Annotated in this window: 12 protein-coding genes; 7 read left to right on the plus strand and 5 right to left on the minus strand. The window is 41.4% G+C overall.

The annotated features are described in order from the left end of the window. Positions 1–148: 148 nt before the first annotated feature. From ACQ96U_RS04015 to map, 5 genes are all read right to left on the minus strand, one after another. Positions 149–1,354 carry a hypothetical protein gene (locus ACQ96U_RS04015; protein WP_431719943.1) on the minus strand — a complete coding sequence of 402 codons (1,206 nt, stop codon included), beginning with the start codon at positions 1,352–1,354 and terminating at the stop codon, positions 149–151. Between the two features lie 525 nt (positions 1,355–1,879). Further along, complete coding sequence (gene dapD / locus ACQ96U_RS04020) at positions 1,880–2,917, minus strand: 2,3,4,5-tetrahydropyridine-2,6-dicarboxylate N-succinyltransferase (RefSeq protein ID WP_431719944.1); 1,038 nt, start codon at positions 2,915–2,917, stop codon at positions 1,880–1,882. 15 nt (positions 2,918–2,932) lie between these two features. Then, on the minus strand, positions 2,933–3,283 hold the full coding sequence (locus tag ACQ96U_RS04025; protein ID WP_431719945.1) for an ArsC family reductase: 351 nt from the start codon (positions 3,281–3,283) through the stop codon (positions 2,933–2,935). Between the two features lie 43 nt (positions 3,284–3,326). Continuing rightward, positions 3,327–6,065, minus strand: coding sequence for a [protein-PII] uridylyltransferase (locus tag ACQ96U_RS04030; RefSeq protein ID WP_431719946.1), 2,739 nt, complete (start codon positions 6,063–6,065; stop codon positions 3,327–3,329). Between the two features lie 55 nt (positions 6,066–6,120). Next, on the minus strand, positions 6,121–6,936 hold the full coding sequence (gene map / locus ACQ96U_RS04035) for a type I methionyl aminopeptidase (RefSeq protein WP_431719947.1): 816 nt from the start codon (positions 6,934–6,936) through the stop codon (positions 6,121–6,123). Positions 6,937–7,241: 305 nt separating this feature from the next. On the opposite strand from map, the gene rpsB reads away from it, so the two are divergent. From rpsB to ispC, 7 genes are all read left to right on the plus strand, one after another. Beyond that, complete coding sequence (gene rpsB / locus ACQ96U_RS04040; protein WP_431719948.1) at positions 7,242–8,000, plus strand: 30S ribosomal protein S2; 759 nt, start codon at positions 7,242–7,244, stop codon at positions 7,998–8,000. A gap of 136 nt (positions 8,001–8,136) precedes the next feature. Next, positions 8,137–9,003: a translation elongation factor Ts gene (tsf, locus tag ACQ96U_RS04045; protein ID WP_431719949.1), complete on the plus strand. Its 867-nt coding sequence runs from the start codon at positions 8,137–8,139 to the stop codon at positions 9,001–9,003. Between the two features lie 76 nt (positions 9,004–9,079). Beyond that, a complete protein-coding gene (gene pyrH, locus ACQ96U_RS04050) occupies positions 9,080–9,814 on the plus strand; it encodes a UMP kinase (RefSeq protein WP_431719950.1) in 735 nt (244 codons plus the stop codon). Further along, positions 9,814–10,371: a ribosome recycling factor gene (frr, locus tag ACQ96U_RS04055; RefSeq protein ID WP_431719951.1), complete on the plus strand. Its 558-nt coding sequence runs from the start codon at positions 9,814–9,816 to the stop codon at positions 10,369–10,371. The genes pyrH and frr overlap by 1 nt, the downstream gene beginning before the upstream one ends. A gap of 192 nt (positions 10,372–10,563) precedes the next feature. Beyond that, positions 10,564–11,340 (plus strand): polyprenyl diphosphate synthase, encoded by a 777-nt coding sequence (gene uppS, locus ACQ96U_RS04060; RefSeq protein WP_431719952.1) that lies wholly within the window; start codon positions 10,564–10,566, stop codon positions 11,338–11,340. Beyond that, positions 11,334–12,137 (plus strand): phosphatidate cytidylyltransferase, encoded by an 804-nt coding sequence (locus tag ACQ96U_RS04065; RefSeq protein ID WP_431719953.1) that lies wholly within the window; start codon positions 11,334–11,336, stop codon positions 12,135–12,137. The genes uppS and ACQ96U_RS04065 overlap by 7 nt, the downstream gene beginning before the upstream one ends. A gap of 18 nt (positions 12,138–12,155) precedes the next feature. Then, on the plus strand, positions 12,156–13,337 hold the full coding sequence (gene ispC / locus ACQ96U_RS04070) for a 1-deoxy-D-xylulose-5-phosphate reductoisomerase (protein WP_431719954.1): 1,182 nt from the start codon (positions 12,156–12,158) through the stop codon (positions 13,335–13,337). Positions 13,338–13,362 lie beyond the last annotated feature (25 nt).

The following is a 13,362-nucleotide window of genomic DNA, read 5'->3' on the forward strand; positions in this document are numbered from 1 at the left end:
ATACGCAGAAAAAAAATTGCAATGGATTTGTTATTTTAAATGCATTTTCTTCCCAGGGTTATTTTTACACATTGCGTCATTTGTATATTTGCCAGGTAAATGGTCGATAGCACGCTAAATTAGCGTGCATCGTTATTAATGAGTCTATTTAGTACGTTCCATAATACGTGCTAAAAAAATCAGTAAGATATCCCTGTCCTGACATCATGTTAATTTGTGCCCTATATTGTAAGCCTCTCCTGAGGCTAATAAAGACACGAGCATCTTGTTGACTGACTTTGATTATTAAATAGCCATTTCGGGTGTTGTCGATGGCTGCCCTATACAGTTTAAGGTAGCGATTCGGCTGGTTGAATGAGTCAATGGATGCCGTAAGTGTTTGCTGTAACTGTGGTATATAGATAGAAATATGTTGTCCTACCATCAGCTGTTGAAGCGCATTGGTATTAACATTGAGGTAGGCAACAGGGTTATTTTGAGTATAACTAAACAGGTCTGCTTGCCATAGGGAAATTACAGGTTGAATTGGTTGGGTAGAAATGTCGTCATTGACTAAGCTAATAACGCCTTGATTGGTAACATGGCTCAGTCTGGCTTCAAAGGTCCCCTCACTGCATTTTATTGTAACGTAAGTTTCAATCTCATTAGTGACTATTGTAATAAACTCTTCATCGTTTGCTTCAGAAAACTTGCCTTGCCAAATCGTTAAATTACCAGGTTGCAGCTCACGATTCGTTAATGTGGCCACGAGCGTTTTACTTGTGTTAGGAAGTGTAATCTGTAGTCGCCAGCCAAATTGTAGTCTATTAAATATACTGGCATCAGCTTTTACTGAGTAATCACCTTTTGCATTTGGCTCTGAACTAAGTTGCCAAATTTTAAGCGTAGGGTGGACGGACTCTTGCGTATTTTGTATTAAATCATCTTCACTAACGATTAACCCTTTTCCTGTTGAATTGTTTATTTGAATCTCGTAGCTACCTTCGTCAGTAAATAAGTTAATGCGCGTACTTTTTGATGTGGTTATTAGGCTGGCTGTACCACTGTGTGTTTGGTCAATGATATTAGCTTGCCAGGTTGTGATATTCCCACCACTTTGCTCATATTCTGTTAGTTGTAAAGTGAGTTGCTTATTCGGAAATGGCAATATGAGTTGTGTACCTACTCCTAACTGCTTAAGTACATCAACATAAGCAGTGATAAAAATAGCTGGTGATCCATTAGGTGCTGTCCCATAGACAGAATCTTGCCTTAACTGCCATAAATTTATAGCATTATTATTGGCACTAACAGTTGAAATGCTGAGGGAAATAAGTAAGCTGATAAAGAATGCAATAAATGCAGGTGTTTTCACCTGAAGCTCCCTAAAGAATAAACAGTCAAAACAAGAGAGCAGTTTTGCTGGTGGAATTTTTCTGATCACTTTCTTATATATTAAATGTCATGCATTTAATATCAGGCTAATTATACAGCTGCAGCAAAGACATAGTATGTCCAAAACACTGGCAATGACTCAAAGCCTGTTGAAGCCATCCAGAAAAACTACTTCTATGATGCACTTGAATAAGCATAACAATAGCATGGATAAAGACTCCGTCGCAACTTAATTGCTTCGTGTGTCATAAATTATACTTTTATTTGAGCTACTGTGAATGTACGTTGAATGTTGTGTTTTTTGTATATTACAGAATTTAAGTATGTGTAGGTGGCTCATTATTTGGAAATGATGAAAACGGTAAAAAAACAAAAGTGTTGAGAATACTGAAGCGGAAAAAAGATGGTAATTAATATAAAAAAAGGGGCTTTGGATAAGTAACAGGATGCAATATGTTTAGAGAGAGCTAATGACATAACTAATTATGTCATTAGCTTTTAGCTATTAATTATGCGCGTGTAACTCTTCATTTAGCGCAATAGCACTACGATTAGTTTTACACTCAAGGGCTCCTGTTAGGGAGTTACGGCGGAATAATAGATCTGATTGACCTGCAAGTTCTCTTGCTTTAACAACCTTCACAGGTTGATTGTTTTCATCTAATACTTGTACTTTTGCACCTGCAGTAATATAGAGTCCTGCTTCAATTGTACAGCGATCTCCCAGAGGAATACCTACACCTGCATTAGCGCCTATTAGGCATTGTTCACCAATAGCGATAACGATGTCGTTGCCACCTGAAAGTGTACCCATGGTACTGCAGCCACCGCCTAGGTCGCTGGCTTCGCCGATAATAACACCTGCTGAAATCCGTCCCTCAACCATACTTTTACCCACAGTACCTGCATTGAAGTTAACAAAGCCTTCATGCATTACCGTGGTACCCTCTCCTAGATAAGCGCCCAAACGAACCCTTGCGGTATCCGCAACTCTTACCCCTTTAGGTACAACATAGTCAGTCATTTTAGGAAATTTATCGACAGAGAAAACATGTAGTTGCTGACCAGTCAATCGTGCTTTTAGCTGGTAATCGGGAAGCTCTGTCAGGTCAATGGCACCTTGGCTTGTCCATGCGACATTGGGTAAAAGGGTAAAAATACCACTTAAATTTGTACCATGAGGTTTAACAAGGCGATGTGACAGTAAATGGAGTTTTAAATAAGCTTCGGGGGTTGAAGAAGGCGCAGCATCACTTTCCAGTAATGTTAACACTAACGGTTGTGTAGAGCTTATTAGTTGTTCAATGAACGCTACGTGTAATTCTGTTGCGTCATCTGTTAATGAGTGAGCAAGTTGTTTGAGCTGCTCTTGTGTAACTTCAATGGTAGTGTTGCCTTTTTCATAGTTAACAATGGCACTGACTTGTTCTATAAGCCGTGAGGAAGGGTATAAAATCGGGTTTGGATAATAGACCTCTAGCCACTCACCACGACTATTTTTGGAACCAATACCTAGGGCTAAACTAAAAAATTTTTTACTCATGAGTACTTCTCGTCATTAATTTTCAAGTAAAATCTGTTGGTAGTTTGTTTCACTGAAGCCGATTAAACGCTGGCGACCCGTATCAAGAATGGGACGTTTAATTAATGTTGGATGAGCAACCAGTAGCTCTATAACTGAGGTTTCATTTGTGGCGTTTTTGGTATCTTCAGGTAATTGGCGCCATGTTGTACCTCGTTTATTAAGTACTTTTTCCCAGCCTAGTTCAGTACACCAAGCATGTACCTGCTCAATTGTAAGCCCCTGACGTCGGAAGTCGTGGAAAGTGTAGTTTATATTATTAGCATCAAGCCATTTACGCGCTTTACGTATCGTATCACACTGACTAATACCGAATAGGGTAATCATTAGACTATTTATTCTCCGCTCATCGTATTTTGCATCAAATTAACTATTGAATTGTCAGGCTTTTACGGCGACTGTTTTTTCTGCCTGCATCTTGCTGTGTCCGGTCATCCAACTGTTTACACAGTGTTTGCCTGATGTGTTCACATTCACTTGCATCAGTAATTGGATGTCCATGAGCATCAGTTATAAAAAAGACATCCTCTACACGTTCACCCAGTGTTGCTATTTTTGCATTATGAATAAATAAGCCTAGCTCCATAAATATTCGCCCTAGTAGCGCTAATAAGCCAGGACGGTCTGGTGCAATTATTTCTAAAATGGTTGTACTATGGTTTGTATCATTGCTGATAATGACTTCCGCAGGATAGGTAAAGTGTTTTAATTGTCGAGGTGTACGGCGTTGAATAATGCTGGGGTAACGTGCAGGATTATTTAATTTATGAGTGAGTGTTCGTTTAATACGTTTTATGCGTTGTGGGTTATCGCCTATAGGCGTGCCATCTGATTCTAAAACAGTAAAGGTATCTAAACTGTAATTGTTGTGCGATGTAATGATTCTTGCGTCCTGAATATTTAAATTAAGTTGGTCGATGGCGGCTGTTGCAGCTGCAAATAAATTATCACTGTCTTTTGTATAGATAAAGATCTGAGTTGCACCTTCAAACCCAGGATGTGTTGTTTCTCGCACAAGAACCAATGGAGCATTAGTTGTACTTTCGGTAAGAATGCCATGTGTATGCCACACAATTTCTTCGACAGAGTGGCGTAAAAAATAGTTGTCGTCTAGTGAGCTCCAGGCGCTAAAAATTTGTGTTGTTGGAATTTTTTCTGTGCTGAGTTGTGTGAGCGCTTCTTCCTGACGAGATGCTATACGCTCATTTTTATCAACAGGTTTTTGCAGTCCGCGTCGTAATACACGTTTGGTTTCTTGATACAGTTGTCTTAGTAGGGCGGCTCGCCAACTATTCCAAAGTTTGGGGTTAGTCGCATTAATGTCTGCAACAGTTAACACATACAGGCAATCTAAATGGGTTTGATCAATAACCTGACGCGCAAATGCGTGAATGACTTCTGGATCAGATAAGTCTTTTCGTTGCGCTGTAGTGGACATGAGTAAATGATTGCGCACCAGCCAGATAATAAAATTACTGTCTTCTTTGGATATACTATGGCGTATGCAAAAGGCCTGTGCGTCTTCTGCTCCGAGTTCTGAGTGATTGCCCCCACGCCCCTTGGCAATATCATGATATAACCCTGCTATGTGGAGTAAGGCGAGATCGGGTAAACGTTGAACGATTTCAGATGCTACAGGAAACTGTTCAGCATTTTCTGAATAGTGGAAACGACGTAAAAACTTTATTAATAATAACGTATGGGCATCGACTGTATAAATATGGAATAAATCATGTTGCATTTGCCCAATTATACGACCAAATTCGGGTAAATAACGCCCCATTAATCCATAACGAACCATTCGTCTTAAATTAACGGTTAACCCATAAGGCGCTGCCATTAACTGTAGAAAAAGAGCAGCATTATGTGGATCATTTCTGAACTCATCATTTACCAGATAGCGGTGCTCTCTTATAAGGCGAATAGTTGTAGCTTTAACACCTAAAATACTAGGGTTTTGGGTCATAATGACAAATATTTCGAGTAGTGCTGAGGGGGTTTTTCTGAAAACGTCAGGTGTGACTACTTCGATGTAATTGTTTCGTGTTTGGAAGCGCTCATTAATTGATACGACGGTTTGGGCTTGACCTGCGGATAAAATTAAATCATCAAAGTGCTGTAAAAGCAGGTCGTTTAATTCGCCGAGTGACATGACAACCCGAAAATATTTTTGCATAAACTGTTCAACTGCTAAACTGCCTGGTCTGTCTTTATAGCCAAATAACGCGGCAAGTTGTTGCTGATAGTCAAACAGTAAACGGTTTTCATCTCGACGAGCCAGCATATGAAGCCCATAGCGAACTTGCCAGAGAAAATCCTGTCCTGATATTAAAATACTGTATTCGTTTTCTGTTAAGAGTTGGCAATTAACCAGGTCATGCAGTTTGGTTGTACCAAAATGGCGGCGAGTTACCCAAGATATCATTTGAATATCACGCAAACCACCAGGTGAGCTTTTTAAGTTAGGCTCTAAGTTATACTCAGTTTCGTTATATTTTTTGTGGCGGGTACGTTGTTCTTCATATTTTGCTTGTAAAAAAAGGCGACTAGGCCAAATGCCTAAATAACTAATCCGATGCCAAAGTTTATTTAGTAAAAGGGGAAAACCTGTTATTACTCTGGCTTCAAGTAAGTTGGTCATTACCGTAATATCGTCAGCAGCAGCGCTTACGCACTCATCCAAAGAGCGAACACTATGACCTACAGCCAGGTTTAAGTCCCACAATAAAGTAAGGAAAGATTGAATCGCGGGAAGGTAATGATGGTGTTGGTTTCCAGAAAGTAAAATTAATAAATCTATGTCGGAGTGGGGGTGCAGTTGGCGTCGTCCATATCCACCAACAGCAAGCAAGACAATATCGTCTTGCTCATGCCCTACGTAGAACTCCCATGCTAACATTAAAAGCTGGTCTACCACCCAAGCCCGCCCATGAACCAGATGCTCAATATTGATGCCTGCTTGATACAGGTCATCCATTTTTTGTTGAGCTCGCTGAAGCGATTTTTTGTAAGCAGGCAAAGGATTACTGGAAAGTATTAAGTCTGCGCGAAACTGTCCTTTATCAAACAGCTCTACACACAGCTGATCAAAGGATGGTGGTATCAACATGCTAACCAACCTCTTAGCAAAATACTTCAGTAATCAGGAATAATGGCAGTAATGACTAAAGAATATCTTCTTCTTTACGCTTGGTAAAAATTTCTGCGCCTGTCGCGGTTACCAGGATGGTATGTTCCCACTGAGCGGAGAGTCGACCGTCTTTGGTTGTTACTGTCCAACCATCATTTTTATTGAGTTTGGTAAACTTTTTACCTGCATTGATCATAGGTTCTATGGTAAATGTCATACCTTCTTGTAATTTAAGCCCTGTGCCAGGTTTACCATAGTGAAGCACCTGGGGATCTTCATGAAATTCTTTACCTATGCCATGACCACAATACTCTTCCACCACACTGTAATGGTTAGCATGAGCATGCTGCGCAATAACAAAGCCAATATCACCTAGAAAAGCACCAGGTTTAACTTCTGCAATCCCTTTATATAAGCACTCTTGGGTGACTTGGCTGAGTCGTTTAGCGTGCTCAGGTGGGTTGCCAATAAAGAACATTTTACTGGTATCACCATGGTATCCACCTTTAATAACCGTGACATCGATATTGATAATGTCACCATTTTTTAGAGTTTTCTTATCACTTGGAATGCCATGACAAACAACCTGATTGACAGAGGTGCAGATAGATTTTGGAAAACCTCTATAATTAAGGGGGGCTGGGATGGCTTTTAAGGTGTCTACAATATAGTCATGGCAAATGTGATCCAGCTCTCCAGTGGTAACACCTGCCACAACATAAGGCTCGATCATTTCCAGCACTTCGGCTGCCATGCGGCCAGCAACGCGCATTTTTTCAATTTCTTCAGGTGTCTTAATTGTAACATTCATTCTGAGAGGTAAATCCTGATAAGTAGTTTTTAACGGCAAACGATTATAGTTCTCGCTAGTGTATCAGAACTGGCAACCGTTATTTAAGGGGTCTCAAACTGACTTTATGAAATCTTTGTTGAAGGGAATTCTCAGTTAGGGATAGCCGCGACCTTAGAATAGCCTAAAATTGAAAGATAAAATGAAGTAATAAGGTTTTAACCTAGGTGCTTTTGTGGTATAAAGCGCCGCTTGATTAATAGGTAATTTATCTTTAACCCCACACATGTGCCGTCACATAGACTTGGGTGCCGAAAGGTTGGTCTATGGGGTACATGGAGGCTTAACCCATTATAGGAGTTAGTATGCCAAAAGTAACAATGCGTGAAATGCTGAAAGCGGGCGTTCACTTTGGTCACCAAACCCGTTACTGGAACCCAAAAATGGGCAAATACATTTTTGGTTCTCGCAATAAAATTCATATCATTAACCTGGAGCATACACTTCCAGCATTCAACAGTGCCTTGGCTTCTGTTCAAAAAATGGCTGAAGCAAAGAAAAAAGTATTGTTTGTTGGAACAAAACGTGCTGCAGGCAAAATTATCCGTGAAGAAGCTCAGCGTGCAGGAATGCCCTATGTAGACCATCGTTGGTTGGGTGGCATGCTGACAAACTACAAGACTATTCGTCAATCTATTCGTCGTCTACGTGATCTTGAAAGCCAAAGTCAAGATGGCACCTTTGAAAAGCTAACTAAAAAAGAAGCTTTAATGCGTAGTCGTGACATGGATAAACTAGAGCGTAGTCTTGGTGGTATCAAAGACATGGGTGGCTTACCTGATGCGCTGTTTGTTATCGATGTTGATCATGAACGTATTGCTATTAGCGAAGCAAACAAGCTGGGTATTCCTGTAATCGGCGTTGTTGATACCAACAGCAGCCCAGAAGGCGTTGATGTTGTTATACCTGGTAATGATGACGCGATCCGTGCAATCCAGCTTTATGTGCAATCTGTTGCAAATGCTATTGTTGAAGGTCGCTCTGCTTCAGATGTTGGTACTAAAGATGAGTTCGTAGAAGAAGTTGACGAGCAGGGTGAAGCACAAGCTGCTGCTGAAGGCTAAGCTAAACCTCAAGTAGCACATTGCATTGGCTGAATGACAATAAGGGGGCAAAGCCCCCTTTTTGCCGATAATGTGTTAGTACGTTTATTCAGTCAACATGTTTTAGTCTAATCAACCTAATTCAGAGGAAAATGTAATGGCAGCAATTTCTGCAGCATTGGTAAAAGAGTTACGTGAGCGTACTGGCTTGGGCATGATGGAGTGCAAAAAAGCACTGGTTGAGTCAGAAGGTGATATTGAAAAAGCCATTGAAGAGCTACGTAAGTCAGGCCAGGCGAAAGCTGCAAAGAAAGCTGGACGGATTGCGGCTGAAGGTGTAATCGCAGTTAAATTAGCTGATGATGGCCGCTATGGTGTCATGATTGAAGTTAACAGTGAAACTGATTTCGTAGCCCGTGATGAAAATTTCTTGGCGTTTGTACAAGAAGTAGTGACTAAGGCGTTTGATACTAAGGCTTCTTCCGTTGAGCAGATTATGGCTGACGGTATGGAAGAAAGACGTCAAGCATTAGTACAAAAAATTGGTGAAAATATTTCTGTTCGCCGTGTTACTTCTGCCGAAGGCGAAGTTGTTGGTAGCTACGTGCATGCTAATAACCGTATAGGGGTACTTGTTGCGTTAACAGGTGGTAATGCAGAAGTTGCCAAAGATGTTGCAATGCATATTGCGGCAGTTAACCCAACGGTAGTAAGCAAAGACGATATGCCTGCTGAGCTCATCGAAAAAGAGCGTGAAATTTATACTGCTCAAGCTCAGGACAGTGGCAAGCCTGCTGATATCATTGAGAAAATGGTTGTGGGTCGTGTGAACAAGTTCTTGGCTGAAAACAGCCTGGTAGAGCAACCTTTTGTGAAGAACCCTGACATGAAAGTTGGACAGTTAGTTAAAGAAGCTGGTGCAACGGTAGCTGGTTTTACCCGTTACGAAGTTGGGGAAGGTATTGAAAAAGAAGAAGTTGATTTTGCTGCTGAGGTCGCGGCTCAAGCGGGCCTCAACAAGTAACAATCTTATTGGCCTGCAACTGCAGGCCAATTACTTTTGGGCGTTTAAAAGTATGCGCTGATAGAAGGAATGCTCTATGCCGGTAAGTGACCGTCAACCCAAATATAAACGTATCCTCCTCAAGCTAAGTGGTGAAGCACTCGTAGGTACTGAGGAGTTTGGTATTGACCCAAAAGTATTAGACCGTATGGCTCTAGAAATAGGGCAGTTGGTGGGTATTGGCGTTCAAGTCGGCATTGTCATCGGTGGTGGTAATCTATTTCGTGGTGCTTCATTGCATGCAGCCGGTATGGATAGAGTCACAGGTGACCATATGGGGATGTTGGCAACCGTCATGAATGCCCTTGCTATGCGTGATGCGCTGGAGCGCTCAAATATTAAAAGCAGTGTCATGTCTGCGATACCTATGAGTGGTATAGTTGAGCACTATGATCGGCGCTTGGCACAGCGCTATTTAACAAATGGCGATGTGGTTATTTTTTCTGCAGGAACGGGTAATCCTTTTTTTACTACTGACTCAGCAGCCTGTTTGCGAGGCATTGAAATAGAGGCAGACTTAGTGCTGAAAGCGACGAAAGTAGATGGTGTTTATACTGCAGATCCAGTGCAAGATCCTGATGCAATCAAGTATGATACGCTCACTTATGACGAGATACTGACACGTAAGCTAGGTGTCATGGATCTTACAGCCATTTGTTTGGTGCGGGATCACCTGATGCCAGTTCGCGTTTTTAATATGAATAAATCAGGTGCTTTGTTAAATATTGTCGTTGGTGGTAATGAAGGTACGCTGATTTGTGGGGGTGAATAATGATTAATGAGATTAAGGCTGATGCATCAGCCCGAATGAAAAAAAGTCTTGAATCGCTATCTATTGCTTTTGCAAAGATTCGAACTGGTCGTGCACATCCAAGCTTGCTTGACGATGTTAAGGTGAATTACTACGGTTCTGAAGTCCAGCTGTCGCAAGCGGCTAATATTTCTACAGAAGATGGTCGAACGCTGGCTGTTATTCCTTGGGAAAAACATATGGTTCCTGAGATTGAGAAAGCCATTTTGAAGTCTGACCTGGGCTTGAATCCTGCAACGTCTGGTGATGTGGTACGTATTCCTTTACCACCGCTGACTGAAGAAACACGTAAAGGCTTTACTAAGCAAGCACGTCAAGAAGCTGAATCGGCACGCGTAGCTGTGCGTAATATTCGTCGTGATGCAAATAATGATCTTAAAGGCTTACTGAAAGATAAAGAAATCAGTGAAGATGAAGAGCATAAAGCTCAAGATGATATCCAGAAGCTTACTGATAAATATATTAGTGAAATAGATAAAGTGCTTCAGGATAAAGAAAAAGATCTTATGGAAATATAAGTGCTAGCCAAAATTTAGGTGAGTAGTTGTTGTAATATTGTCACAGCAGTGTGAAAGAAGATTTCATACTGCTGTTGTTTTTGGTGACACTACACTACTTTTGTGAATTATATTTGCATCTCTCTGTTTGCATTAAGCAAATAAATGTTTATTGTTTCGACCTCAATTCAATAGCCGATTATTTCCAGATTTATGTCTAATCATCTCAAACCAGAGATTTCTGATTCCCTGGGAGAACTAAAGCAACGTCCTAAACATATTGCCGTTATTATGGACGGTAATAATCGTTGGGCTAAACGTAAGCGACTGCCTGGTATAGCAGGTCATCGTGCTGGCTTGAGTGCTGCACGAAGTATTGTTGAGGCCTGTGGTCGCTATGGTATTGAAGTCTTAACTTTATTTGCATTTAGTAGTGAAAACTGGCGTCGACCAGAGGACGAAGTATCAGCGCTAATGGAACTGTTTTTAAGAGCGCTGAAACGAGAAACTAAACGTTTACATAAAAATCATATTCGCTTAAAAGTTATTGGTGATCGCTCAGCTTTCAATCCCTCACTGCAAAAACATATTGCTGATGCAGAAGCATTAACAGCAGAGAATGCCAAAGTTACTTTAGTGATTGCTGCTAATTATGGTGGGCAGTGGGATATACTCAATGCGTGTCAGCAACTGGTGAAAAAAGTACAGTTAGGCACATTGCAAGCAGATGAAATTTCAGCAGAACTTGTTGAGCAACACTTGCAGACGGAAGGGTTACCATTACCTGATCTTTGTATTCGGACTGGTGGTGTTCATAGAATAAGTAATTTTATGCTGTGGCAGTTTGCTTACACTGAGTTTTACTTTACAGAAACACTTTGGCCTGACTTTGGTCCCAAAGAGTTTGAAAAAGCATTGATAGATTTTGCAGGTCGGGAGCGACGCTTTGGGCGTACAAGCGAGCAGGTTGAGGCTCAGGATCAGTGCTAAAACAACGTATTTTAACAGCCGTTATTCTAGCTCCTCTTGTATTATTAGGGGTGCTATTTCTTGATCTTCCTTACTTTAGTTGGTTTATTGGTGCAATTACCACCCTTGGCGCGTGGGAATGGGCTAATTTAGCTGGCTGGCAGAAAATATCTCAGCGTATTGGTTATACCCTGGTTTATGCATTGGCTATGATTGTCAGCGCTATATGGGTTCCTTATACCTGGGGTGTGATCATAAGTATGCTTTGGTGGTGTGCCGCGCTTTTCTTAGTCATTCAATACCCTAAAATTAGGTGGTTCTGGGATACAACTATTATTAAGTTGGCAGTAGGTATATTGGTGCTTCTTACCGCGTGGCAAGCATTTGTACTGATTAAAATGCAAGCAAACAGTAGCTCACTTATTATTTTTCTTCTGTTATTAGTTTGGGGTGCTGATAGTGGTGCTTACTTTGCTGGTAAACGTTTTGGTAAGCGAAAGTTAGCGCCAAGCGTTAGTCCTGGTAAAAGCTGGGAGGGGGTAGCAGGAGGCCTTGCTGTTATCACTGTGCTCTCAGTTGTTTTTGCATGGTACTGGCGTTTAAATGGTGTTAACAGTGTATTGCTTATTGTCATAGCGTGGTTAGTGGTTGCCAGTTCAATTTTAGGTGATCTTGTAGAAAGCATGTTTAAGCGTGAGCAAGGCTTAAAAGATAGCAGTCAGTTATTGCCTGGTCATGGCGGTGTTCTGGATCGAATTGACTCGTTGACAGCGGCAACACCAGTACTTGCATTACTTTTAGTTGTTATTGGTTTATAAGCAGCGGGTCGATAAATAGTGCAAAACATTACTATCTTGGGATCTACAGGCTCCATAGGTTGCAGTACTTTAGATGTGATTGCTCAACATCCTGACCGATATCAGGTGTTTGCGTTAGTTGCTCAAAAAGATGTCGCTGGGATGCTAGTCCAATGTCAGCAGTTTCACCCGAAATATGTGGTTATGGCGGATAGTACTGCTGCAAGTAAACTGCAAACTTTACTAAAAGATACAGGCTGCTCGACGGAGGTTTTGACAGGAGAGCAGGCTCAGGCTGAAGTGGCTGCAGCTTCAGAAGTTGATACCGTTATGGCCGCTATTGTTGGTGCTGCGGGTTTATTACCCACTTTGGCTGCTGTAAGTGCTGGAAAAAAGGTGTTACTTGCAAATAAAGAAGCGCTTGTTATGTCAGGGGCGCTTTTTATGCAGGAAGTAACGCGTGCAGGTGCAACACTGCTTCCAATCGATAGTGAGCACAATGCCATCTTCCAATGTTTGCCTTCTACTGTTAGCGATTCACTGGTTAGTGCAGGTATTCGAAAAATACTATTAACAGCATCTGGTGGTCCATTTCGTAACTTTTCTTTGAATGAGTTGCAGCATGTAACTCCAGAGCAAGCCTGTAATCACCCTAACTGGTCCATGGGGCGAAAAATTTCAGTTGACTCAGCCACACTTATGAATAAAGGGTTGGAATTTATTGAAGCTTGTTGGCTATTTTCTGCTTCACCTGATCAAGTTGACGTTGTTATTCACCCACAAAGTATTATTCACTCAATGGTCGACTATGTTGATGGATCAGTTCTTGCCCAACTAGGTAACCCTGACATGCGCACACCTATTGCTCATGCTCTTGCCTGGCCTGGGCGAATAACATCTGGGGTTTCTCCCCTTGATTTGGCAAAAATTGGGCAGCTTGACTTTGAAACACCCAATGAAGAACGTTTTCCATGTTTAAAGTTAGCTAAGCAAGCTGTTCAAGTTGGAGGGACGGCGATGGCTATCCTCAATGCCGCTAATGAGGTTGCTGTGGAGGCTTTCTTGGGTAATGAGTTGAAGTTTGTGGGTATTGCTCAGGTTAATCAGGCAGTTCTTAATAAAATACCTTGCAAAGCCGCTGATAGTTTGGAGCATGTATTAGAGGCAGATAGAATTGCTCGTGAGTGTGCTCAACAAATAGTGTACGCTAGCAACAAATAACTAAATAGGGATGCACAGGCTGCAA

Origin of the sequence: Zooshikella sp. RANM57, from assembly GCF_050749885.1 — a bacterium.
Lineage (GTDB): Bacteria > Pseudomonadota > Gammaproteobacteria > Pseudomonadales > Zooshikellaceae > Zooshikella.

Excerpts from the sequence above, each read along its gene's own strand:
- dapD (WP_431719944.1), bottom strand. The coding sequence starts at position 2,917 with ATGAGTAAAAAATTTTTTAGTTTAGCCCTAGGTATTGGTTCCAAAAAT.
- ACQ96U_RS04025 (WP_431719945.1), bottom strand. The coding sequence starts at position 3,283 with ATGATTACCCTATTCGGTATTAGTCAGTGTGATACGATACGTAAAGCG.
- ACQ96U_RS04030 (WP_431719946.1), bottom strand. The coding sequence starts at position 6,065 with ATGTTGATACCACCATCCTTTGATCAGCTGTGTGTAGAGCTGTTTGAT.
- rpsB (WP_431719948.1), top strand. The coding sequence starts at position 7,242 with ATGCCAAAAGTAACAATGCGTGAAATGCTGAAAGCGGGCGTTCACTTT.
- tsf (WP_431719949.1), top strand. The coding sequence starts at position 8,137 with ATGGCAGCAATTTCTGCAGCATTGGTAAAAGAGTTACGTGAGCGTACT.
- pyrH (WP_431719950.1), top strand. The coding sequence starts at position 9,080 with ATGCCGGTAAGTGACCGTCAACCCAAATATAAACGTATCCTCCTCAAG.
- frr (WP_431719951.1), top strand. The coding sequence starts at position 9,814 with ATGATTAATGAGATTAAGGCTGATGCATCAGCCCGAATGAAAAAAAGT.
- uppS (WP_431719952.1), top strand. The coding sequence starts at position 10,564 with ATGTCTAATCATCTCAAACCAGAGATTTCTGATTCCCTGGGAGAACTA.